This is a genomic window from Pseudomonas sp. TWR2-1-1 (assembly GCF_049897045.1).
In the GTDB taxonomy this organism is placed as follows: Bacteria; Pseudomonadota; Gammaproteobacteria; order Pseudomonadales; family Pseudomonadaceae; genus Aquipseudomonas; species Aquipseudomonas versuta.
Genome location: NZ_JAFCVM010000005.1, coordinates 17,794 through 39,545 on the forward strand (window position 1 = coordinate 17,794; position 21,752 = coordinate 39,545).

General features: G+C 58.8%; 20 protein-coding genes and 1 pseudogene. 16 read left to right on the plus strand and 5 right to left on the minus strand.

The genetic code is table 11. From position 1 onward, the window contains the following. Positions 1-112 precede the first annotated feature (112 nt). Positions 113-1,327: an HDOD domain-containing protein gene (locus ACP7BO_RS13815; protein ID WP_426210963.1), complete on the plus strand. Its 1,215-nt coding sequence runs from the start codon at positions 113-115 to the stop codon at positions 1,325-1,327. Between the two features lie 74 nt (positions 1,328-1,401). Here the strand turns inward: ACP7BO_RS13815 and desA are convergent, their stop codons facing one another. Further along, positions 1,402-2,586, minus strand: coding sequence for a delta-9 fatty acid desaturase DesA (gene desA, locus ACP7BO_RS13820; RefSeq protein ID WP_397457332.1), 1,185 nt, complete (start codon positions 2,584-2,586; stop codon positions 1,402-1,404). Positions 2,587-2,735: 149 nt separating this feature from the next. Here desA and dibA point away from each other — a divergent pair, with 149 nt between their 5' ends. After that, positions 2,736-4,658 carry a phosphodiesterase DibA gene (gene dibA, locus ACP7BO_RS13825; protein ID WP_426210965.1) on the plus strand — a complete coding sequence of 641 codons (1,923 nt, stop codon included), beginning with the start codon at positions 2,736-2,738 and terminating at the stop codon, positions 4,656-4,658. A gap of 8 nt (positions 4,659-4,666) precedes the next feature. Here the strand turns inward: dibA and ACP7BO_RS13830 are convergent, their stop codons facing one another. Further along, the gene (locus ACP7BO_RS13830) at positions 4,667-4,951 is read right to left on the minus strand and encodes a hypothetical protein (protein WP_073510333.1); all 285 of its coding nucleotides are present in this window, start codon (positions 4,949-4,951) and stop codon (positions 4,667-4,669) included. A 125-nt stretch (positions 4,952-5,076) separates the two neighbouring features. On the opposite strand from ACP7BO_RS13830, the gene ACP7BO_RS13835 reads away from it, so the two are divergent. Further along, positions 5,077-5,736, plus strand: coding sequence for a glutathione S-transferase family protein (locus ACP7BO_RS13835; protein WP_426210967.1), 660 nt, complete (start codon positions 5,077-5,079; stop codon positions 5,734-5,736). Positions 5,737-5,840: 104 nt separating this feature from the next. Here ACP7BO_RS13835 and argH read toward each other — a convergent pair whose 3' ends face one another. Beyond that, positions 5,841-7,235 carry an argininosuccinate lyase gene (argH, locus tag ACP7BO_RS13840; RefSeq protein ID WP_426210969.1) on the minus strand — a complete coding sequence of 465 codons (1,395 nt, stop codon included), beginning with the start codon at positions 7,233-7,235 and terminating at the stop codon, positions 5,841-5,843. A gap of 266 nt (positions 7,236-7,501) precedes the next feature. Here argH and ACP7BO_RS13845 point away from each other — a divergent pair. From ACP7BO_RS13845 to rsd, 8 genes and pseudogenes are all read left to right on the plus strand, one after another. Further along, positions 7,502-7,624, plus strand: a pseudogene (locus ACP7BO_RS13845) (sensor histidine kinase); the annotation flags it as partial. Continuing rightward, positions 7,621-8,367: a LytR/AlgR family response regulator transcription factor gene (locus ACP7BO_RS13850; RefSeq protein ID WP_397455246.1), complete on the plus strand. Its 747-nt coding sequence runs from the start codon at positions 7,621-7,623 to the stop codon at positions 8,365-8,367. The pseudogene ACP7BO_RS13845 and the gene ACP7BO_RS13850, both read left to right, overlap by 4 nt. Before the next feature lie 123 nt (positions 8,368-8,490). Then, entirely contained in the window at positions 8,491-9,432 is a 942-nt protein-coding gene (gene hemC / locus ACP7BO_RS13855) for a hydroxymethylbilane synthase (RefSeq protein ID WP_397455245.1), read from the plus strand. Then, positions 9,429-10,196 carry a uroporphyrinogen-III synthase gene (locus ACP7BO_RS13860; protein ID WP_397455244.1) on the plus strand — a complete coding sequence of 256 codons (768 nt, stop codon included), beginning with the start codon at positions 9,429-9,431 and terminating at the stop codon, positions 10,194-10,196. The genes hemC and ACP7BO_RS13860 overlap by 4 nt, the downstream gene beginning before the upstream one ends. A gap of 16 nt (positions 10,197-10,212) precedes the next feature. Next, positions 10,213-11,340, plus strand: a complete 1,128-nt coding sequence (locus tag ACP7BO_RS13865; protein ID WP_426210972.1) for a uroporphyrinogen-III C-methyltransferase — start codon at positions 10,213-10,215, stop codon at positions 11,338-11,340. Further along, entirely contained in the window at positions 11,337-12,578 is a 1,242-nt protein-coding gene (locus tag ACP7BO_RS13870; protein ID WP_426210974.1) for a heme biosynthesis protein HemY, read from the plus strand. Before ACP7BO_RS13865 ends, ACP7BO_RS13870 begins: the two co-directional genes overlap by 4 nt. 188 nt (positions 12,579-12,766) lie before the next feature. Further along, positions 12,767-13,300 (plus strand): disulfide bond formation protein B, encoded by a 534-nt coding sequence (locus tag ACP7BO_RS13875; protein WP_060696250.1) that lies wholly within the window; start codon positions 12,767-12,769, stop codon positions 13,298-13,300. A gap of 183 nt (positions 13,301-13,483) precedes the next feature. Further along, entirely contained in the window at positions 13,484-13,966 is a 483-nt protein-coding gene (rsd, locus tag ACP7BO_RS13880; RefSeq protein WP_397455241.1) for a sigma D regulator, read from the plus strand. Positions 13,967-14,022: 56 nt separating this feature from the next. Here the strand turns inward: rsd and ACP7BO_RS13885 are convergent, their stop codons facing one another. After that, positions 14,023-14,682, minus strand: coding sequence for an FKBP-type peptidyl-prolyl cis-trans isomerase (locus ACP7BO_RS13885; RefSeq protein WP_426210977.1), 660 nt, complete (start codon positions 14,680-14,682; stop codon positions 14,023-14,025). A gap of 246 nt (positions 14,683-14,928) precedes the next feature. On the opposite strand from ACP7BO_RS13885, the gene ACP7BO_RS13890 reads away from it, so the two are divergent. After that, a complete protein-coding gene (locus ACP7BO_RS13890) occupies positions 14,929-15,885 on the plus strand; it encodes an AlgP family protein (protein ID WP_426210979.1) in 957 nt (318 codons plus the stop codon). On the opposite strand, the gene ACP7BO_RS13895 is transcribed toward ACP7BO_RS13890, so the two are convergent. Further along, positions 15,882-16,346, minus strand: coding sequence for a TIGR02444 family protein (locus ACP7BO_RS13895; protein ID WP_426210981.1), 465 nt, complete (start codon positions 16,344-16,346; stop codon positions 15,882-15,884). The two genes, ACP7BO_RS13890 and ACP7BO_RS13895, sit on opposite strands and share 4 nt — an antisense overlap. 50 nt (positions 16,347-16,396) lie before the next feature. On the opposite strand from ACP7BO_RS13895, the gene ACP7BO_RS13900 reads away from it, so the two are divergent. The 4 genes from ACP7BO_RS13900 to ACP7BO_RS13915 all read left to right on the plus strand — a co-directional run bounded on the left by ACP7BO_RS13900 (position 16,397) and on the right by ACP7BO_RS13915 (position 21,646). Continuing rightward, positions 16,397-18,307: an ATP-binding cassette domain-containing protein gene (locus ACP7BO_RS13900; protein WP_060696245.1), complete on the plus strand. Its 1,911-nt coding sequence runs from the start codon at positions 16,397-16,399 to the stop codon at positions 18,305-18,307. Next, positions 18,307-18,864, plus strand: coding sequence for a mechanosensitive ion channel family protein (locus tag ACP7BO_RS13905; protein ID WP_060696244.1), 558 nt, complete (start codon positions 18,307-18,309; stop codon positions 18,862-18,864). The genes ACP7BO_RS13900 and ACP7BO_RS13905 overlap by 1 nt, the downstream gene beginning before the upstream one ends. Positions 18,865-19,048: 184 nt before the next feature. Beyond that, positions 19,049-19,681 carry a LysE family transporter gene (locus ACP7BO_RS13910; RefSeq protein WP_060696243.1) on the plus strand — a complete coding sequence of 211 codons (633 nt, stop codon included), beginning with the start codon at positions 19,049-19,051 and terminating at the stop codon, positions 19,679-19,681. Between the two features lie 66 nt (positions 19,682-19,747). After that, positions 19,748-21,646: an FTR1 family protein gene (locus ACP7BO_RS13915; RefSeq protein WP_426210984.1), complete on the plus strand. Its 1,899-nt coding sequence runs from the start codon at positions 19,748-19,750 to the stop codon at positions 21,644-21,646. Positions 21,647-21,752 lie beyond the last annotated feature (106 nt).

Genomic DNA, 21,752 nt, shown 5'->3' on the forward strand with positions numbered 1-21,752 from the left:
AAAAACCGCTTCGGCGGTTTTTTTTGGGTTTGAGTTATTCATTCGAGTGCTTTTTTCTGTATCCACCGGCTGCCTTTGACTAAGGTGCAGGCCTTACGCCGGGAGCAAATGCATGACAGTTGTAGATTCAATGGCAGTACCGAGCGTACTGATTGCCGAGCCTGATCCGTGGTCTCGGGATTTGCTCAAACACGTAGTGCTGAGTGTGCGCTGTGATGCGCAACTGGATGTGTGCGGGGAAGGTCAGCAGGCGCTCAGGTTGCTGAGTCAAAACACCTATGATCTGGTGATTGCCGATGGCGACTTGCCGGGAGTGGGGGGGCTGGACTTGCTGCGTACGGTACGCCAGCGCCGTCGCAGTCCGGTACAGCCATTTATCTTGCTGAGCAACCGTAGCGACATTGCCAGTGTGCGTGAGGTCTTGCCACTGGTGCCCACGGCCTACCTGACCCGGCCGCTGGACATGAGTGGCCTGACCAGGCGCCTGCAAGGGCTGTTGCTCAGTGCCGGGCAGGAAGTCTCGTGTGAGGTGCCCGGATTGGCGCCGGGCATGACCCTTAACCGTTTTCTGGAGCAGCGCCGCGCGTCTTGCGACGGTGCGCCGTTGCTGGTCGATGCGCGTGCGGCGGTCACGCACAGCCATGGTCCCGCCGGGCTGGACCTCGCGCTGTTTGAGCAGCAAGTGAGGACCGACCCGCAAATTAACGCAGTGCTGATTGCTGCGGCCAACAGCGCGGATCAACATCGAGTGAGCCCGGCGCAGACCCTGTCACAGGCTTTGCAGCGACTGGGTCCTGGCCAGAGCATGAACCTGGTGCTTGGGCTGGTACTCAAGCACAGCGCGCAGTTGAGCGATCCTGGCCTGGCTGACTACGCCCAGAAACAGTGGGCCGTGTCGCTGCGTGCTGCGCAATATGGTCATACGCTGGCGAGCCTGCTCAACCTTGATCCTCAACGCTGCTATTGCGCCGGGCTGCTGCATCGTCTGGGTGACCTGGCGGTGTTGCGCTGTTTGCAGGAGTGGCAGCTTGCCGGTGGCGAGTTGGACACCCGGGTGATTGACGAATCTTTGGCTGAGTTTGGAGCGGCCTATGGCTCAGCTTTGCGCGCACGCTGGCGCTTGCCGTTGGAGCTGCGCGAGTTGATTGCGGCGATTTATCACCTGGGTGGTGGCGTGTATTCCCGTGAGGCGCTGGTTATGCACCTTGTAGGACAGATGGCGAATATGACGAGTGAAGAGCAGATCAGCGAATTGGCCAACTGCAAAACTGCACGTTTGCTGAGGGTCGGCACATCAGAGTTGTCGCGGGTGATTCAAACCCTGTAGGAGCAGCCGGTCGACGAGGCACTGGGGTCTTGCAGACAGGCCCCCACACCGGTCATGTGGGAGCCGCGTTACCTTTACACCGTTGCAGGACGCAGCGAGTAGGTTTTCAGCTGATGGGCAAACTCGCGCAGCGACTGAATGCCGCTGGCTTCTGCCTCATGCACCCATTCCTTGATCGCCGCCAGCATGTCATGGCCATTGGTACTGGTTTTGAGCCAGATCTGTTGCAGGGCCAGGCGCTTCTCGTAGATCACTTTCAGCGAGTGACTATGCTCGAGCATGGTTTCGATACGCTGGTGATGGCGCTCTTCCAACAGGCTGGTTTCACGCGACAGCAGGCGCTTGGCGCGGCGGAACTGGTGACGAACCGAATGATCGACCTTGGCCAGCTCTTGTTGCACCAGCGGCGCGATCACCAGCTTGCGGTACTGAGCCATGATCTGGAAGCGGTTGTTGAGGATCGCCATCGCGGTGTCCATATCCAGATTGCCCTTGCCTTCAACCCGGTGGGCGATCGGGGCAACACGCTGAACCTTGGCCAGACGCAAAAAGCTGAAGACTTTGATCCAGGCCCAGCCCAGGTCGAATTCCCACTTCTTGACCGACATCTTGGCCGAGTTAGGGTAGGTGTGGTGGTTGTTGTGCAGCTCTTCGCCGCCAATGATGATGCCCCATGGCACCAGATTGGTCGCCGCATCGCGGCATTCAAAGTTGCGATAGCCCACTGCATGGCCCAGGCCGTTGACCACGCCCGCAGCCCATACCGGGATCCACATCATCTGAATGGCCCAGATCGTCAGGCCGATGGCGCCGAACAGCATCAGGTCGATGACCAGCATCAAACTGACACCCAGCATTTTGTAGCGCGAGTAAAGATTGCGTTCAATCCAGTCTTCAGGGCAGTTCTTGCCATAAATACGCAGCGTTTCCGGATTCTGCGCTTCCTCGCGATATAGCTCTGCACCTTTTCGCAAAACGGTCGATAACCCTTTGATGACCGGGCTGTGCGGGTCATCAACGGTTTCGCATTTGGCATGGTGTTTACGGTGGATGGCTGTCCACTCGCGGGTGTTTTGAGCCGTGGTCAGCCACAGCCAGAAACGGAAGAAGTGTTTCAGGCCACCGTTAAGCTCCAGGGAGCGGTGCGCTGAATAGCGGTGTAGATAGACCGTGACGCCGATAATGGTCACGTGGGTCATCAACAGGGTGACTGCAACCAGTTGCCAGGCCGACAAGTCGAGAAAACCGTTGTACCACATAGGCTGTTTGGCCCTCGGGAAGGTAAAAAAAACTGCAACACGCATTATCCCCATGCAGCCAGATAAAACCAGTCACCCTTTCAGATAAGAGTGCCCGGATGTTTCTTACATTATGATTCCCCTTTTTTTGTAGGTGCTTTAACTTTCTTATGTCGGTTTCTTATCGCGATGCCTTGCGTGCGGCCTTGTCATACGGGCTGTTATCGGTTTTCTGGCTGCAAATAACTGATCATTTATTGAACAGTTATTTCGATGATTCGGCTCAGTTAGCCCATTGGCAGCTTATAAATGGCTACGTTTGGGCGTTTATAACCACGATCCTGATTTTTCTTGTCCTTGGCCGCCTGTCCGGTTTTCTCGGCCAGGGCGTGAACTCCAAGCGCCAGCGTCAGGATCAGGAGCGTTTGCGCCAGGCGGCAGTGGTGTTTGACTGTACCCGTGAGGGAGTGCTGGTAAGCGACCGCAATGGCGTGATTGTGCATGTCAATCGCGCCCTGGTTGAAATCACCGGTTACCCGGCGCAAGAGGTGCTGGGGCGACGGCCCAATATGTTCAAGTCGGGCCGCCATGGTCCGCAGTTCTATGCCGCGGTATTCAAGTCATTGCAGGAAAACGGTGATTGGCACGGCGAGATCTGGAACCGGCGCAAAAGCGGCGAGATCTACCCGCAGTGGCAAACCGTGCGTGCGATCACCGATGCCGAGGGGCAGGTCACTCACTACGTCGCGGTCTTTAGCGATATTTCGGCGATTAAAAAGTCCCAGACCGAACTGACCCGACTGGCGCATCACGATCCGCTGACCGACCTGCCCAACCGGTTGTTATTTACCGATCGTACCGAACAGACACTGGCGGCGGCGCAACGCCTAAAGTCTGGCTGCGCGCTGCTGATGATCGATCTGGATCATTTCAAAATCATCAATGACAGCCTCGGCCATAACGTGGGTGACCTGTTGCTCAAGGCCGTCGCGGATCGTTTGCAGAGCGTGTTTGGCAAAGGCTTTACTGTGGCCCGGCTGGGCGGTGATGAATTTGCGGTGCTGGTCGAAAGTTGCCCGCAAGTGACGCAGGCTGCTGCCCTGGCGCAACAGGTGCTGGAGGTTATGAAAGGCGCTTTTGAAATCGACAGGCATCAGTTGTTTATAAGCGCCAGTGTTGGCATCAGTGTGTTCCCCAACGATGCATTGAACGCCGAGCAACTGCTGCGCAATGCAGACTCGGCCTTGTTCAAGGCCAAAAAGGCGGGGCGCGAAGGCTATGCCTTATACACCGAAGAGCTGACCGCCCTCGCGCAGTACCGGATAGAGGTGGCCAGCGATCTGCGCCGGGCTCTGGAGCAGCAGGAACTGCGGGTGTACTACCAGCCGGTCCACGATCTGCAGACCAGTCATCTGATCGGAGTCGAAGCGCTGGTGCGCTGGCAGCATCCACAACGTGGACTGGTGTCGCCGGGGGAGTTCATTCCAATTGCCGAACGTACCGGGCTGATTGCCGAAATCGACGCCTGGGTCCTGGAACAAGCCTGTTGGCAAATGTGTCAGTGGCAATCTGCCGGAGTGGCGCTGTCGTTTGTGGCGGTGAATATTTCCAGCCGTTTGTTTGCTCGCCCCGAGTTGTACACCCTGGTTTCCACGGTGCTGGCGGATACCGGACTGGATCCTGCGCTGCTGGAACTGGAAGTCACTGAGAGTGCAGTGATGGAAGATTCACAGGGTGCGCTGGAGCAGATGAACCGGTTGCGCAAGCTGGGTTTGCGACTGGCGATCGACGACTTTGGAACGGGGTTCTCGTCCTTGCTGCGGCTCAAGCAATTGCCAGTGCAGAAACTCAAGATCGATCAGGGATTTGTCGCGGGGCTACCTTCCGACAATGATGACGTGGCCATTGTTCGGGCGGTCATCGCGTTGTCGCAAAGCATGGGCCTGCAGGTTCATGCCGAGGGTATCGAGCAAGTCGGGCAGGCGCGGTTCCTGCTCGACTTGAAGTGCGATCTGGGGCAGGGCTACTGGTTTGGGCGCCCGATGCCCGCCAGTGAACTGGACTGGCAGCGAGCCCCCGCCATTCGCTCCTGAGCCGTGACTCAGTTTTTCTCGGGTGGCAAGGTCGGCAGTGCGCGCAGGGCTGCTTCGTACCACTCGGTGTTGAAGGCGCGATCTTCTTCGAGGATTGCGTCAATTTCTACGGCCAGCACATGGGCCATCAGCTGCAGAATTTCTTCGCGCTCGTAGCCCACCAACGTCAACTTGTTGAACGTCGCTTTGGCGGCAGGCGGGGTGTCGCTTTCGATCTGGTTTTCAATCGCCTGGATCAGCGTGGACTCGGCGAACTCTTCTTCATCGTTATCAATATCAACTGGCTCGCTCATGGGCAGGCTCCTCAAGTAAAGGCGGGCAGTCTAACTGTATTCACGCGGCTGATGCTGCTAGCCAGCTTAGTGGCGAAGCTCTATAACAACCGCTGCCAACCCCGATACGGCCTGGAGGCTTTGTAATGATCAAGCTTTATGGATTCGCAGTCAGCAACTACTACAACATGGTCAAGCTGGCGCTGCTGGAGAAGGGCGTCCCATTCGAGGAGGTCCCGTTTTTTGCCGGACAAACCCCCGAGGCGCTTGCGATCAGCCCGCGCGGCAAGATTCCGGTGCTGGGCGTCGATCAGGGTTTTATCAACGAAACCAGCGTGATTCTCGAATACCTGGAGCAGACCCAGCCGGGGAAAAAACTGCTGCCTACTGACCCGTTTGAACGCGCCCAGGCCTTGGCGCTGGCCAAGGAAATCGAGTTGTATATCGAGTTGCCGGCACGTGCCTGCTATGGCGAGGCCTTTTTCGGCATGTCAGTGCCCGAGGCGATCAAGGACAAAACCCGGGTCGAGCTGGTAGAGGGTATTGCTGCACTCGGTCGACATGGCAAATTCGCACCTTATCTGGCCGGGGATACCCTGAGTCTTGCGGACATTTACTTTCTGTACAGCATCAACCAGGCCTGTGCGGTAGGCCACAAACTCTTCGGTCTGGATTTATTGGCAGAGCAGCCGGCGGCCCGGGCGCTGCTGGAGCGCCTGGAGAAAAATCCCCACGTGCAGCGGATTGCGGCCGACAAGGACGCAGCCATGCCGCAGTTTCTGGCGTGGATCAGCAGCAAGAAATAACCCTGGTGGCGTTTACAGCGCAATAAAAACGGGCGCTCAGATGGCGCCCGTTTTTTATTACCCGCGAAACCATTTCGCCGCTGTCTGCAGCAGCGCTTACGGAGTTAGCGACTGGCCAGCAACGCCTTGCCACGAATAACCGCGGCCTTGACCTGTGCAGGGGCAGTGCCGCCGATATGATCGCGCGCATTGACCGACCCTTCGAGGGTCAGTACAGCAAAGACGTCGTCGTCGATCTGATCGCTGAACTGGCGCAGTTCTTCGAGGCTCATTTCAGCCAGGTCCTTGCCGGTTTCAACGCCATACTTCACGGCGTGGCCGACAATTTCGTGGCAATCACGGAACGGCAGGCCGCGGCGAACCAGGTAGTCGGCCAGGTCGGTGGCGGTGGAGAAACCGCGCAACGCCGCTTCACGCATGATCGCGTGCTTGGGCTTGATCGCAGGGATCATGTCTGCAAATGCACGCAACGAGTCGCGCAAGGTGTCAGCGGCGTCGAACAGCGGCTCCTTGTCTTCCTGGTTGTCCTTGTTGTAGGCCAGTGGCTGGCCTTTCATCAGGGTCAACAGGCCCATCAGTGCGCCGAAAACGCGGCCGCTTTTGCCACGAACCAGCTCTGGCACGTCCGGGTTTTTCTTTTGCGGCATGATCGAACTGCCGGTGCAGAAACGGTCTGGCAGATCGATGAACTGGAACTGGGCGCTGGTCCATAGCACCAGTTCTTCGGAAAACCGCGACAAGTGCATCATCGCAATGCTGGCCGCCGCGCAGAATTCGATGGCGAAATCGCGATCGGATACGTTGTCCAGCGAGTTGCCGCCTACGGCATCAAAACCGAGCAACTGAGCAGTGAACTCGCGGTCGATCGGGTAGGTGGTGCCGGCCAGTGCCGCGCTGCCCAGAGGCATGCGGTTAGTGCGCTTGCGGCAGTCGACCAGACGCTCGTAGTCGCGGCTCAGCATCTCGAACCATGCCAGCATGTGGTGACCGAATGTCACTGGCTGGGCGGTTTGCAGGTGCGTGAAGCCGGGCATGATGGTTTCGGCTTCGCGCTCGGCTTGCTCCAGCAGACCTTTTTGCAGGCGAGTGATTTCAGCCAGGATTACGTCAATCTCGTCGCGCAGCCACAAGCGTATGTCGGTGGCTACCTGATCGTTACGGCTACGCCCGGTGTGCAGTTTTTTGCCGGTTACGCCGATGCGGTCGGTCAGGCGCGCCTCGATGTTCATGTGCACGTCTTCCAGGTCGATGCGCCAGTCAAAGGTGCCGGCTTCGATTTCGCTCTGGATGGTTTTCAGGCCTTCGATGATGCTGTCACGCTCGGCATCAGTCAGTACGCCGACCTTGGCCAGCATTGTGGCGTGGGCCACGGAGCCCATGATGTCGTGACGATAAAGGCGCTGGTCGAAAGTGACGGAGGCAGTGAAGCGCGCAACGAAGGCGTCGACGGGTTCACTGAAGCGGCCGCCCCAGGACTGATTGGTCTTGTCGGTGCTCATGGATTCGCTCGTAATCGGCTGAGGGGAGTTACACAGAAAGTTACAGTAGATGATAACAGGGTTGCCAATCATGGCGTTGACCCAGGTCGGCAGCTTTGAGGGGGAAGTCATGTATAAACAAATACCCGAACGAAATGTATTGTTTGAGCCCTTTCGTCTTGGCAACCGTCTACAGTTGCTCGTATGGATTAGTCATTGCATGTCTTTGTAGATTGCCAGACGTATCCGGTATTAAATCGAGCAATAGATGCAGGTGATTTTTTGCTGCGAGGTTTGCGGCACTTTTTGGCCTTTTCGCTAGTCTTAGCGTGGATCGCCGTGACAGCCGTCACATCACCTGTCTACGCTATCCTTGTGCGAGACTCACGCAGGAATACAGCGCTATATGAATGTCCTGATCGTTGATGACGAACCCTTGGCCCGCGAGCACTTAAGCGATGTGCTGCGTACGCTTGGCGGTTACACGTTACTGGAGCCTGGCGCCTCTCATGGTGAAGAGGCATTGAGCCTGATCGAAAACCTCAAGCCGGATGTCGTTTTGCTCGATATTCGCTTGCCAGGTCTCGACGGGCTACAGGTTGCTGCCAAATTATGCGAGCGCGAACTACCGCCCTCGGTGGTGTTTTGCGTGGCACCAGACGAATTTTCACTGCAGGCCCTGCAAGAGAGCGGTGTCAGCTACGTAATCAAGCCGGCAACCGCCGAGGCTCTGGGCGCGGCCCTGAAAGACGCGCACCGGCCTAACCGCGTTCAACTGGCTGCACTCACCCGGCCTGCCGCGCAAACCGGCAGCGGCCCGCGCAGTCACATCAGTGCCAGAACCCGAAAAGGCATTGAGCTGATCCCCATCGACCAGGTGATTTACTTTATTGCTGACCACAAGTACGTGACATTGCGTCACGAAGGCGGCGAAGTCCTGCTCGATGAACCGCTCAAGGCTCTCGAAGACGAGTTTGGCGAACGCTTTGTACGCATTCACCGTAATGCACTGGTTGCGCGTGACCGGATCGAACGCCTGCAGCGAACGCCACTAGGCCACTTCCAGCTGTTTCTCAGGGGGCTGAACGGCGATGCGCTGATAGTCAGCCGCCGTCATGTTGCCGGCGTGCGCAAAATGATGCAGCAACTCTAACCCGCGCCAACAGGCGCGGGGACGGCTTTTGGGCCAGGGAGGCCACGTACTTTCTGATACAAGTCAAAGCTGTTTTGGCTGAGCTGTTATTATCAGCCGTATCTTTTCAGTACGGATTGATCCATGTCCTCTCGCGAAATCCGCATCGCTACCCGTAAAAGCGCCCTGGCTCTGTGGCAGGCCGAATACGTCAAAGCCCGTTTAGAACAGGCTCACCCGGCTCTTGTGGTGACGCTGGTGCCCATGGTCAGTCGTGGCGACAAGCTGCTGGACTCGCCGCTGTCGAAAATCGGCGGCAAAGGTCTGTTCGTCAAAGAGCTTGAAACGGCTCTGCTCGAAAACGAAGCTGACATCGCCGTACATTCGATGAAAGACGTGCCCATGGACTTCCCTGAAGGTCTGGGCCTGTTTTGCATTTGCGAGCGCGAAGACCCGCGTGATGCCTTTGTCTCCAATACCTTTGCCAGTCTCGACGATTTGCCTCAAGGCAGCGTTGTCGGCACCTCGAGCCTGCGCCGCCAGGCCCAGCTTTTAACCCGTCGTCCGGATCTTCAAATCCGCTTCCTGCGCGGTAACGTCAACACCCGTCTGGCCAAGCTGGATGCCGGTGAGTACGACGCCATCATCCTTGCCGCCGCTGGCCTGATTCGCTTGGGCTTTGAGGATCGCATTACCTCGGCGATCAGCATCGAGCACAGTCTGCCTGCCGGAGGCCAGGGTGCAGTCGGTATTGAGTGCCGCAGCGCCGACAGCGAAATTCACGCCTTGCTGGCCCCCTTGCACCACGCGGATACCGCCGTGCGCGTCACCGCCGAGCGTGCACTGAACAAGCATTTGAACGGTGGCTGTCAGGTACCGATTGCATGCTATGCCGTACTCGAGGGCGAGCAAGTCTGGCTGCGTGGACTGGTCGGTGACCCCAGTGGCGGTCTGCTCCTGAGTGCCGACGCCCGCGGGCTGCAAAGCGCCGCAACCGAGCTGGGGATTCAAGTGGCAGAGGAGCTTCTGGCCCAAGGCGCCGGGGATATCCTCAAAGCCGTCTATGGTGAGGCAGGTCACGAGTGACAGGCTGGCGCTTGTTGCTCACCCGGCCCGCCGAAGAGTCGGCAGCGCTGGCGAGCGAGCTGGCTGCTGCCGGCATTTTCAGCAGCAGCTTGCCCCTGTTGGAGATCCAGCCTCTTGAGCTGACAGATGAACAACGGGAGCTGATTGTCCACCTTGACCGCTATTGCGCGGTGATTGTGGTCAGCAAGCCCGCGGCGCGCCTGGGGCTGGAGCTGGTCAAGCAGTACTGGCCGCAAGCACCCGCTCAAAAGTGGTTCAGTGTCGGCGCTGCCACCGCGCAGATTCTCACCGACTATGGCCTTGATGTTAGCTACCCTCAAGGCGGTGATGACAGCGAAGCCCTGTTGGCGCTGCCGGTGTTCACCCGGGCAATTGAATGCGCTGAGCCCCGGGTCCTGATCATGCGGGGCGTAGGTGGTAGAGAGATGCTGGCTGACCGCCTGCGTGGCCTGGGAGCCGAGGTCGACTACCTTGAACTCTATCGTCGAGCGTTACCGTCATACCCGGCGCAGGAACTGCCCGAGCGGGTCAGAGTGGAACGCCTGAACGGTCTGGTGGTCAGCAGTGGGCAGGGTTTTGAACATTTACGCCACTTGTCAGGTCTTGCCTGGCCCCGGTTGGCACGTTTACCGTTGTTTGTTCCAAGCCCTCGGGTTGCCGAGATCGCGCGCAGCGCAGGGGCTAAAAACGTTGTGGATTGTCGTGGTGCAAGTGCCACGGCTTTGCTGGCGGCGCTACGGGAGCATCCCGTACCTGCTTTCTAATGCAAAGGATGGATACGTGAGCGAAACAGTCGTGCCAAAAGAACACGTGCAACCGGCGCCGCAAGCGCCGGTTCAAAAGCCGGTTACGACGCCAGAGCGTCGGGGCAATGGTCTGGCCGTGGTTGCACTGCTGCTGGGTGCTGCCGGTGTTGCCGTCGGCGGTTGGGGTGTCTGGCAGGTGCGGCACCTGCAAACCAACACCGAACAACAACTGGGTGAAGTCCAGGCCCTGGCTGCGCAAACACTGTCGATCAAGCAGACCGAGCAGGTGTTGCTGACACGCCTCAACCAGTTGCCATCTGCCAGCGAGCTGGATAACCAGCGCCAACTGGTGGTGCAGTTGCAAGGTGATCAGCAGCGTATGAATCAGCGCCTTGAGACGGTTCTGGGCGCAAGCCGCAAGGACTGGCGTCTGGCCGAGGCCGAACACTTGCTGCGCCTGGCCAGCCTGCGTTTGTCGGCATTGCAGGACATCAGCAGTGCCCAGGCGCTGGTGCAGGGCGCCGATGATATTTTTCGCGAGCAGAATGACCCTGGCTCTTTCGCCGCACGCGAACAACTGGCCAAAAGCCTGACCGCATTGCGCAGCGTAGAGCAGCCTGACCGTACCGGCCTGTTCCTGCAACTGGGGGCCTTGCGTGACCAGGTAGCACACCTCAACGCATTGGCCCCGCAATACAAGGATGCAGGCGATTCACTGCTGGGTCTTACGGCCGATGGCGATGGCGCGAGCCGTTGGGCGCAATGGTGGGACGAAATCTCGCACTACATTCGCATCGATTTCAACGCAGATAAAAATGTCCGGCCGCTGCTGGCGGGCCAGAGCCTGACCCAAGTGCGTCTGGCCTTGAGCCTGGCGCTGGAGCAGGCCCAATGGGCGGCCTTGAACGGCCAGGAGCCGGTTTACACCCAGGCTTTGGCGCAAGCCCAGGAAGTGCTCAAGGGCAATTTCAATCCGGATAATGCGCAAAGCCAAAAAATTCTCGAACAAGTGGTTGAGCTGAGCAAGCAACCGGTCACGGTGAAGACGCCGGACCTTGCTGGCACCTTGAGTGCGGTGCAGGCCTATCTTGAGCGTCGAAACGTGAATGCTGATGAGCCGGGCAAGGCGGCTGCCAACCCGGCTCAGGAGACCAGCCCATGAGACGCTTTTATGTGATTGTGTTTTTGTTGATTGCAGCTGCGGCCTGCATCGGCCTGGCAATCGCCGAAGACTCGGGCTACGTGTTGATCGCCTACAAAAGCTTCCGCTACGAATCCAGTTTATGGGCCACTTTGGCGCTGCTGCTGGTGCTGTGGCTAGTGATCTGGGGTATCAAGCTGCTGGTCGAGCTGGTGACAGCGTCTACCGGTCTGGTCAATCCCTGGTCGCGGCGTAACCGCAGCCGTCGCACCCAGATTGCTATCGAGCAAGGGCAAATTGACCTCGCTGAGGGGCGATGGGCCAGTGCGCAAAAGCACCTGGCGCGCGCGGCTGAAGCCGAGCGTCAGCCTTTGCTCTACTACCTCGGGGCGGCTCGGGCAGCCAACGAGTTGGGGCATTACGAAGAGAGCGACAACTTGCTGGAGCGGGCCCTGGAGCGTCAACCTCAGGCCGAGCTGGCCATTGCACTGAGTCATGCCCAGTTGCAGATGGACCGCGCCGACACGGAAGGTGCGCTGACCACTTTGCAGGCCATGCACGAGCGCCATCCACACAATGCCCAGGTGTTGCGCCAGTTACAGCGTTTGCATCAGCAGCGTGGCGACTGGACGGCACTGATCCGCTTGCTGCCAGAGTTACGCAAAGACAAGGTGCTGCCGGCTAACGAGCTGGCGGAACTTGAGCGTCGCGCCTGGGGCAAGAATCTGAGCTTTGCGGCTCAGCGCGAGACCGAGGGTGAAGCAGGGCTGCAATCGCTTCAGCGTGCCTGGCAGCAACTGACATCTGCTCAGCGTCAGGAGCCGGCACTGGTGTTGGCATATGCTGAGCAATTGCGCCAGCTGGGTGCCCAGACCGAGGCTGAAGAAGTCTTGCGTGGAGCGCTCAAGCGCAACTACGACAGCCATCTTGTGCGTCTTTATGGCCTGCTGCGGGGCAGCGATCCGGTCAAACAGTTGCAGACTGCAGAAGGCTGGCTCAAGGCCCATTCCGATGACCCCGGTTTATTGCTGACGTTAGGTCGCTTGTGCCTGCAAAACAGTCTGTGGGGCAAGGCACGGGACTACCTTGAGAGCAGCCTTAAAATTGAACGCAACCCTGAGGCCTGTGCCGAACTGGCACGACTGTTGGCGCAGCTAGGGGACACGACGCGTAGCAATCAGTTGTTTCAGGAAGGATTGAACCTGCTGGATGAGCGTTTGCTGGCCCTGCCTCTACCCGCTACGGCCATTAGCCTTTAATTGATGCAATCTGGCTTGCGCCGTGCGCAAGTCAGAAGTTGCAGTGCAAATGGCGCTACGTTTGTGCGGACTGTCAGATCTATTGGCAATTGTGCGCGTACTTTCGGACAGTTCCTAATGGGCGACCTTGAAAGGGCTGATGGCTTTCATCTACCGTAACCAGCTGTCTATTTTGTTACGGAAAAGCCATGTTCCTGGCATGCTCACGGTTCATTTTTCTTTTGGTGTTTCTTGCCGGCGCCCTGACCTTGGGCGCTTCGTTGTTTCTGGAATACGGGGTGGGGCTTGAACCTTGCCTGCTATGCCAGGTGCAGCGCTGCTTCTTGCTGGGATTATGCCTCGTTAACCTGATGGGCTATGTGCATGGCCCGCGTCGTGCAGGCATGCGGTGCTACTCCATTGCATCCATGCTGTTTGCCCTGGGAGGCGCTGCGAGCGCACTGAGGCAGGTGCTGATGCAACGTCTGGCTCCCGAACAGCTGATGTTCTGCCAACCCGATCTGGCCCGTATCTGGCGCGACCTGTCCCTGAATGAAATCGTCTCGATGATCTATCGGGGAAACGATGTGTGCGCGCAGATTAGCTGGACCGTGTTTGACCTGAGCATTCCCGAGCTAAGCCTGCTGGCCTTTGTCGGCTTGAGTATTCCTGGCGGCTTTCAGGTCATTCGCTCGATTTACTCTCGCAAACCACGTGCGCCTGCGACCCGGGGTAGCAGTTAGTATTAAACGCTTGTATGAACTTTCTCTCGTGGGTACCTTGAAGCAGTTGCCGTGCGGGCATAATCTGGCCCGCACGCATTATTGGAATTATGCCGCCCAATACCGGTGCGCTTTGCACATTTGGGTTCAGACAGGCCTGGCTACAGTCAGGCGGCGTGGGCCCACAAGGGAAGAGAGACCGTCATGCTCGAGAGTTGCAAGAATGCTCAGGAACGTTTCAATGGCGTCCACAAGCTGATTGACCGCTGGCTACAAGAGCGCGAAGAACTTATCGAGGCGTATGACGCCGTCAAGCTTGAGCAAATGACTTCGAACCCCAAGCGCAAACTCCAGAAGGACTTTTGTGCAATTTTGGTGGACTACGTCTCTGCAGGGCATTTTGAGATATATGCGGAGCTCACCGAAGAAGCCAAAGCCTTTAACGACTTGCGGGCAATTGAATTCGCCCAAGACATCTACCCGCGCATCGATGTCAGTACTGAAGCCGCTTTGGCCTTCCATGAGCGCTGTGGCAAAGACCACGACCCGGCCTGTGAAATCCTCGCGGCAAAATTCAAAGAGCTGGATGCTCTGCTTAGCGAGCGTTTCGAACTCGAAGACTGCCTGATTGAAGTGCTGCACAACGCGCACAAGCAGAACGAAGAAGTGCAAGCCATCGAGGCTTAGGCTGAGCAGTGTTAAAAAATGGTGCGCATTGCGCGCCGTTTTTCGTTAAAGGCCGGTCATTTCCTGATATCGATCAACTCGATTTCAAACACCAGGGGTGTGTAGGGGGCGATCAAATCGCCTGCACCCTCTGTGCCGTAAGCCTGACTTGAAGGTATTGCCAGTCGCCACTTCGCGCCGACCGGCATCTGGACCAGCGCACTGCGCCAACCTGCGATAACGCTGTCCAGGCGAAACCATTGAGGTTGGGTGCTTTGGTCGAAGACTGTGCCATCCGGCAGACGCCCCACATAGTTCACATACACCGAATCCTGCGCGCCGGGTTTGGCGCCCGTGCCGTGCTTGAGCTCTAGCAGGACGATGCCGTCAGCCAGCTCACGAGCCTGTGGTTGCTGTTTTTCCTTCAACAAAAAATCACGTTCGGCGCCGAGAGCCATTTCACTCTGCGGTTGGGCCTGGGAGCTTTGGGCCTGATGCAGGGTCAAGATCTGCTCGATACGCTCATCACTCAGGGCCAGCGGTTGACCTTGGTACGCTGTGCGCAAGCCCTCGATCAGCGCCTGAAGTTGTAACTCGGGGACTTCTTCGCGCAGACGCTCGCCCAAGCTTGCGCCCATGCTGTAAGACAGGTCGTGGGCAGCGTCGGCGCTTGGCATCGTGGCCGCATGGGCCAAAGGTGAAAGGCACAATAAGGTTAAAAAAACGTAACGCGGCATGGGCACTCTCCGGTCTGAAGTGCCGGGATTATGCCAGCGCAGGAACGCACAAAAACGATTTTATTCGCCTTTGACAGGGGCTCAAACCATTCGTGGAATTTACCCGCGCTGCTGATTAAAGATTGATCTGGCACAAGTTTCTCTACGCCATGCAACCCACAGCTATCGTTAGTGTCAACATGACCTAGCGGCGGTTCCTGCAGAGGTCTAGTATGAGCCGCACTCACTTCAGCCAGGAGGTAAACCATGTCGGCCAACAAGAAGCCTGTTAATACGCCGTTGCACCTGCTCCAACAGCTCTCAGGCAGTCTGCTTGAGCATTTGGAAAACGCTTGTTCTCAAGCGTTGGCTGATGCTGAGAAACTGCTCGCCAAGCTTGAAAAACAGCGCGGAAAAGCTCAGGAAAAGCTGCATAAATCGCGTGAAAAACTGCAGGACGCTGCGAACGCAGGCAAGTCCAAGGCACAGTCCAAAGCTAAAACTGCGGTCAAAGAACTTGAGAAGCTGCTCGATACGCTCAAGGATCGTCAAACCGAAACCCGCACCTACATCCTGCAACTCAAGCGCGATGCTCAGGAAAGCCTGAAGCTGGCCCAAGGTATTGGTCGGGTCAAGGAAGCTGTTGGTAAGGCGTTGTCGACTCGCGATGCCAAGCCCGCATCAGCGACCAAAAAGCCGGCAGTAAAAGCGCCTGCAAAAACATCTGCCAAGGCACCGGCCAAAGCAGCCGCCAAGCCTGCAGCCAAAGCGCCTGCGCAAAAGCCGGCAGCGGCCCGTACGGTGAAACCTGCGGCCAAACCTGTTGTAGCCAAAGCCCCTGCGGCCAAGCCCGCGACCGCCAGGACCGCTGCTGCGAAACCTGCCGCCAAGCCTGCAGCGACCAAAGCAGTTGCGGCTAAAGCGCCAGCCAAGCCGGTGGCAAAAGCCCCAGTCAAGGTTGCTGCCAAGCCAGCTGCAAAAACCGCTGCAGCCAAGCCGGCGGCCAAACCCGCCGCCAAGCCTGCCGTAGCCGCCAAAGCACCGGCCAAGCCTGCAGCCAAAGCGCCTGCCCGCCCGGCCGTTAAAAAGCCTGTGGCCGCCAAGCCGGCAGCCGCACCTGTCAAACCGGCTACAGCGCCAGCTACTGCTTCCACAGCCCCTGCGTCTACGCAGGCTCCGGTATCAGCAGCAACCCCGGCTACAACCCCCTCCAGCGCTTCCTAAGCGTGGTTGATTGCGGCGCGCAGCGTTTGCAGCGCGTCGCAATCAGGATGGCCGACACTGTTCGCCATCTTTCTCAGCCAATCGCAGTCGTTCTGCGATTGAGCTGACGACCATCCTAGAGTCGCCGACTCCAGGCGCCGCAACACCGTACCCTCTGCTTCAAGTTCCAAAGCCTTGACCCGTATGCGTAACGCGGCCAGTGCCTCATCGTCTGCGGCTGCTTCCCGCCAGCGGATCCGCAATTGGCGTAATGGCTGCACCACCTCGCGTTGCCAGGGTCCGGCGCAGGCCTTTAATTGCTCCAGGCGTGTTTCGCTGCACGCCACGGTGCGCTCTTGTAGCCAGGCCGCACAGAGCAGCAGGCACACATCCAGGCCCTGGTCTTGCAGGCTTAAGCACGCTTGCTCCACCCCTGGCCGGGCATAGAGGTTCAAACAGTAATTCCACAGGTCATTCTGCATAGTGCAATTCGCGCCAGTTGAGAGGGAAGCTGGTAGACTCCGCCGCCATTATGATCCGACTTCAGAACCTGACTTTACAGCGTGGCCCGCAACGTCTGCTAGAAGACGCCGAGCTGACCCTGCACGCCGGCCACAAAGCCGGTCTGGTCGGCGCCAACGGCGCCGGTAAATCCACTTTGTTCGCCTTGTTGCTAGGTGAGTTGACGCCTGATTCCGGGGATTGTCTGCTGCCGGCCGACTGGCGGATTGCCCACATGCGGCAAGAAATCGACACCCTCGACCGCATCGCGATCGACTACGTGCTCGATGGCGACTTGCGCCTGCGCCAGGTGCAAACCGATCTGGCCAAGGCCGAAGCCGATGAGGATGGTGCCGCTCAGGCGCGCCTGCATGCCGAGCTGGACAGCGCCGATGGCTACACTGCCGATGCCCGCGCCCGCAAAATGCTTGCCGGGCTGGGCTTCACCAACGAACAGATGGATCGTCCGGTAGCCGATTTCTCTGGCGGCTGGCGGATGCGTCTGAACCTGGCGCAGGCTTTGATGTGCCCGTCCGACTTGCTGTTGCTCGATGAGCCGACCAACCACCTGGACCTCGATGCCATCCTGTGGCTAGAAGACTTCCTCAAGAATTATCCGGGTACCTTGCTGCTGATCTCCCACGACCGGGACTTCCTCGATGCCGTGGTCGACAACATCGCCCACGTCGATCAGCGCAAAATCACCCTTTATCGCGGTGGTTACAGCGCCTTCGAACGCGCCCGTGCCGAGCGTCTGGCCCAGCAACAACAGGCCTACGAGAAGCAGCAGGCGCAACGCGCGCACATGGAAAGCTACATTGCCCGCTTCAAGGCCCAGGCTACCAAGGCACGTCAGGCCCAGAGCCGGATCAAAGCCCTGGAGCGCATGGAAGAACTGAGCGCGGCCCATGTCGATTCGCCGTTCGATTTCGTATTCCGCGAGGCGGTCAAGTTGTCCAGCCCGCTGCTCGACTTGTCCGATGCGCGTTTGGGCTATGGCGACAAAACCATCCTGGAGAAGGTCAAGCTGCAACTGGTCCCGGGTGCCCGTATAGGCTTGCTCGGCCCCAACGGTGCCGGCAAGTCGACACTGATCAAAAACCTTGCAGGCGAACTGGAGCCGCTGTCGGGCCGTCTTGCCCGTGGCGAAAACCTGGTCGTTGGCTATTTTGCCCAGCATCAGCTCGACTCGCTGGACTCAAAAGCCAGCCCGTTGCTGCACATGCAGCGTCTGGCACCGGCCGAACGCGAGCAAACCCTGCGCGACTTCCTGGGCGGTTTTGACTTCCGTGGTGCGCGCATCGACGAGCCAGTGCTGAATTTTTCCGGCGGCGAAAAAGCTCGCCTGGCACTCGCCCTGATCGCCTGGGGCCGGCCGAACCTGCTGCTGCTCGACGAACCCACCAACCACCTTGACCTCGAAATGCGTCTGGCGCTGACCATGGCCCTGCAAGAGTTCAGCGGTGCGGTACTGGTGGTGTCTCACGATCGGCATTTGCTCAAAAGCACCACGGATGAGTTCCTGCTGGTGGCCGATGGCAAGGTGCAGGAGTTCGACGGCGACCTCGAAGACTACGCCCGCTGGCTGGCCGATTACCGCTTGCGCAACGCACCGGCCAGTAACACGCCGGTAAACCCTGACAAGACCGATAAAAAGGCTCAGCGTCAGGCCGCGGCTGCGCTACGTCAGCAGTTGGCACCGCACAAGCGCGAAGCTGACAAGCTGGAAAGCGAACTGGGCAAGGTCAACGAGAAGCTCGCCAAAATCGAAGCCGGTCTGGCCGACAGCGGTGTCTACGAAGCCGCCCGCAAGGACGAATTGCGTGAACTGCTGGCCGAGCAGGCCAGGCTTAAAGTGCTTGAAGGGCAACTGGAAGAGCGCTGGATGGAAGCCCTGGAGCTGCTGGAAACCTTGCAGGCCGAACTGGAAGCGCTGTCCTGATGGAAGCCCTGCATTTACCGGTGCCCGCCGAGCTGATTGCACCGTTGTGGGTTGCGGTGCAGATTTTGCTGATCCTGCTGGCCGGTTACTTTTCGCAGCGCGTCGTGGCCCGTTTCCTGACCCGCTTGAGCGAGCGTTATCCGTTCCCGCCGCAGCTGCTGATGCCGCTGCGGGGCGGCTTGCGCTGGTTCATCATGGGCAGTGCGCTGATCTTCGTGCTCGAGCGCCTCGGCGTTTCGGCCACAGTGTTGTGGACTGCGCTCTCGGGGTTTGTCGCGGTTGCCGCAATTGCCTTCTTCGCCATGTGGAGCGTGCTATCCAATCTGCTGTGTGCGGTGTTGATTTTCACCGTGGGGCCGTTTCGGATTGGCGACGTGGTGGAGCTGCTCGATACCCTGGACAAGCCCGGGGTCAAAGGCCGGGTCGTAGCCATCAATCTGCTCTACACCACCCTGATCGAGCCTGCAGAGGCCGGCAGCGGCAGCAGCATGGTGCAAGTGCCCAACAGCCTGTTCTTCCAGCGCTCGGTACGCCGCTGGCGCGAAGGCGATCTCTGACCCTGCCCGATGTGGGAGCTGGCTTGCCAGCGATAGCACCACGCATCAGCCCGGTCAGACCGTGTCGTGAGCATCGCCGGCAAGCCGGCTCCCACAGGTAGTGGCCAACTACAAAAAACAGTGGTCAATTTTCAGTCAGCACATTAGCTTTAGGACTTGTTACAGCATTTGTCCGAGGTGTGCGATGTCGTTGGAAACGTGGTTGGCCTTTTTTGCTGCTTGCTGGGTCATCAGCCTGTCGCCCGGCGCGGGCGCGATTGCTTCGATGTCGTGCGGCCTGCAATACGGTTTCTGGCGCGGCTACTGGAACGCCATCGGCTTGCAACTGGGGCTGGCACTGCAAATTGCGATTATTGCCGCCGGTGTCGGTGCAGTGCTCGCCACCTCGTCCACTGCCTTCTATGCGATCAAATGGTTTGGTGTGGCGTATCTCGTCTACCTCGCGGTCAAACAATGGCGTGCACTGCCGGCAGACCTCAGCGATAACGCTGCCGTGCGGCCCATTGGCAAGCCGCTGGCGCTGGTCTTCAGAGGGTTTCTGGTCAATGTCAGCAACCCCAAGGCCCTGGTGTTCATGCTGGCGGTCCTGCCGCAGTTCGTCGACCCGAGTGCGCCACTGGTGAGCCAGTATCTGACCCTGGGTGTGACCATGATTTGTGTCGACCTTGTGGTCATGGCCGGCTACACCGGTCTGGCTTCAAAAGTCCTGCGCTTGCTGCGTACGCCCAAACAACAGCGGCGCATGAATCGCACTTTTGCCGGGTTGTTCGTCGGCGCGGCAGGTTTTCTGGCGACGTTGCACCGCGCCACCAGTTAAAGATCTTGAGTCGCGGTCAATGGAAGTGAACAATGTGTTACTTCTCATTTCCATCCGGATTTATCAATGACCGCCCGCTCGCGTTTTTTGGCCTGGCTGATGTTGCCAGTTCTTGCGTTGTGCAGCCTCGCAGTGTCTGCCAACTCCCCGGAAGGCGCCTCGCAGGCGCTCCACATGATCGACTACATCGGTGCGGACTATCCGCCTACGGTTGAAGATGGCAAGGTCATCGATGACACCGAGTATCGCGAGCAACTAGAGTTTTTGACGGTCCTCAAGGGTCTGATTGCAGACCTGCCGCAACGCCCCGAGCATGCTGAGCTGGTGCAGGGCGTCAACGACTTGCAGTCAGCGGTTGAACAGCGTGCCGATGGCGCGAGCGTGGCCCGTCAAGCGCGACAGCTGGGCGCCAGGCTGGCAGTGGCCTACGAGGTCAGTCAGGCCCCGGCCATTACGCCCGACCCGACCCGCGGTGCACCCTTGTTTGCCCAGCATTGTTCGGTGTGCCATGGCCCGACAGGGGCTGGCGATGGCCCTGCGGGCGTGGGCATGACGCCACCGCCGGCCAACCTGCGCGACGCCCAGCGCCTTGACCGTTTGAGCCTCTACGCGATCTACAACACCCTGGGCCTGGGCGTTGAAGGCACCGATATGCCGTCGTTTGCCGATCAGCTGGATGAACGTCAGCGTTGGGATCTGGCTACCTATGTTGCGGGTCTGAGCATCGATCCGGCTGCGGTCAAAGCGGACAAGACCTACAACCTGGCAGACCTTGCCCGCCAAACACCTAACGAGGTGCTGGCTGGCGAAGGCGCTGCAGCGACGGCTACTTTCCGGGCTCAACGCGCCCAGCCGCCGCAGGTCAAACGTGGTCCTGCGCAGTTGCTCGATTACACCGCGCAAACCCTTGATAAAAGTCTGGCGGCCTATCGTGCCGGTGATCGCGAACAGGCCTACGACTTGTCAGTGGCGGCTTATCTGGAAGGTTTTGAGCTGGTCGAAAGTTCGCTGGATAACGTCGACAGCAACGTCCGTAAAAGTACCGAAAAAGCCTTGATGGCTTATCGCCAATCGCTGCAGGACGGTTTGCCGACCGAACAGGTCGAGCAGCGTCTGGACGCGGCCAAAGCCTTGCTTAAACAATCCGCCGGGCTATTGGGCAGCGATGGTCTGAGCTGGTCCCTGAGCTTTATCTCGGGTTTGCTGATTCTGCTGCGCGAAGGCCTGGAAGCGATTCTGGTCCTGGCGGCAATTCTCGCCTTCCTGCGTAACACCGGCCAGCAATCGGCGGTGCGCAGCGTCAATGCGGGCTGGGCCCTGGCTCTGGTTGCAGGCCTTGCGACCTGGGCGTTGGCGGCCTATGTGATTGATGTCAGTGGCGCCCAGCGCGAACTGCTGGAAGGCTGTACCGCCTTGTTTGCCAGCGTCATGGTGCTATGGCTGGGCGTATGGATGCACGACCGCCGCCACGCGGCTGCGTGGCAGGACTACATCAAGAGCAGCCTGGTCGGCGGCGGCGGGCGTTTCGGCTTTGCGATCCTGGCGTTTTTCTCGGTGTACCGCGAGTTGTTCGAAGTGATCCTGTTCTACGAGACCCTGTGGCTACAAGCGGGTCCGGCAGGTCACAACGCTGTATTGGCAGGCGGTGCTACGGCGCTGGTGCTGTTGATGGGGTTGGCGTGGATTATCCTGCGCGGCTCGGCCAAATTGCCGCTGGCTCTGTTCTTCGGTATCAACGCCGCATTGTTGTGCGCGCTGTCGGTGGTGTTCGCCGGACACGGTGTTAAAGCGCTGCAAGAAGCAGGGATTTTTGGCACGCGGCCAGTGGCATTCTTCGAGTTTGACTGGCTGGGCATTCATGCCGATGCTTACTCGCTGGGCGCCCAGGCGGTGGCAATACTGGCGATTATTGTGCTCTACGGCCGCAGCAAGCCGGGTGGAAAGCGCCCTGTACACGCCGCTTAATTGCACCCTCATACCCTGTAGGAGCGAGCTTGCTCGCGAGCTGTTGAAAGCTCGCGAGCAAGCTCGGTCCCACCGGTCAGTTAAGTAAGGGGATATTACCCAGGGG

What these genes read in the sequence shown, in the direction of transcription:
- ACP7BO_RS13830 (WP_073510333.1), bottom strand. Translation starts at nt 4,951, where the DNA reads ATGAGCGAGCCAGTTGATATTGATAACGATGAAGAAGAGTTCGCCGAG.
- ACP7BO_RS13915 (WP_426210984.1), top strand. Translation starts at nt 19,748, where the DNA reads ATGACCGCCCGCTCGCGTTTTTTGGCCTGGCTGATGTTGCCAGTTCTT.
- ACP7BO_RS13835 (WP_426210967.1), top strand. Translation starts at nt 5,077, where the DNA reads ATGATCAAGCTTTATGGATTCGCAGTCAGCAACTACTACAACATGGTC.
- rsd (WP_397455241.1), top strand. Translation starts at nt 13,484, where the DNA reads ATGCTCGAGAGTTGCAAGAATGCTCAGGAACGTTTCAATGGCGTCCAC.
- ACP7BO_RS13850 (WP_397455246.1), top strand. Translation starts at nt 7,621, where the DNA reads ATGAATGTCCTGATCGTTGATGACGAACCCTTGGCCCGCGAGCACTTA.
- ACP7BO_RS13870 (WP_426210974.1), top strand. Translation starts at nt 11,337, where the DNA reads ATGAGACGCTTTTATGTGATTGTGTTTTTGTTGATTGCAGCTGCGGCC.
- ACP7BO_RS13910 (WP_060696243.1), top strand. Translation starts at nt 19,049, where the DNA reads ATGTCGTTGGAAACGTGGTTGGCCTTTTTTGCTGCTTGCTGGGTCATC.
- hemC (WP_397455245.1), top strand. Translation starts at nt 8,491, where the DNA reads ATGTCCTCTCGCGAAATCCGCATCGCTACCCGTAAAAGCGCCCTGGCT.
- desA (WP_397457332.1), bottom strand. Translation starts at nt 2,586, where the DNA reads ATGTGGTACAACGGTTTTCTCGACTTGTCGGCCTGGCAACTGGTTGCA.
- ACP7BO_RS13905 (WP_060696244.1), top strand. Translation starts at nt 18,307, where the DNA reads ATGGAAGCCCTGCATTTACCGGTGCCCGCCGAGCTGATTGCACCGTTG.
- argH (WP_426210969.1), bottom strand. Translation starts at nt 7,235, where the DNA reads ATGAGCACCGACAAGACCAATCAGTCCTGGGGCGGCCGCTTCAGTGAA.
- ACP7BO_RS13875 (WP_060696250.1), top strand. Translation starts at nt 12,767, where the DNA reads ATGTTCCTGGCATGCTCACGGTTCATTTTTCTTTTGGTGTTTCTTGCC.
- ACP7BO_RS13895 (WP_426210981.1), bottom strand. Translation starts at nt 16,346, where the DNA reads ATGCAGAATGACCTGTGGAATTACTGTTTGAACCTCTATGCCCGGCCA.
- ACP7BO_RS13900 (WP_060696245.1), top strand. Translation starts at nt 16,397, where the DNA reads ATGATCCGACTTCAGAACCTGACTTTACAGCGTGGCCCGCAACGTCTG.
- ACP7BO_RS13885 (WP_426210977.1), bottom strand. Translation starts at nt 14,682, where the DNA reads ATGCCGCGTTACGTTTTTTTAACCTTATTGTGCCTTTCACCTTTGGCC.
- dibA (WP_426210965.1), top strand. Translation starts at nt 2,736, where the DNA reads ATGTCGGTTTCTTATCGCGATGCCTTGCGTGCGGCCTTGTCATACGGG.
- ACP7BO_RS13815 (WP_426210963.1), top strand. Translation starts at nt 113, where the DNA reads ATGACAGTTGTAGATTCAATGGCAGTACCGAGCGTACTGATTGCCGAG.
- ACP7BO_RS13890 (WP_426210979.1), top strand. Translation starts at nt 14,929, where the DNA reads ATGTCGGCCAACAAGAAGCCTGTTAATACGCCGTTGCACCTGCTCCAA.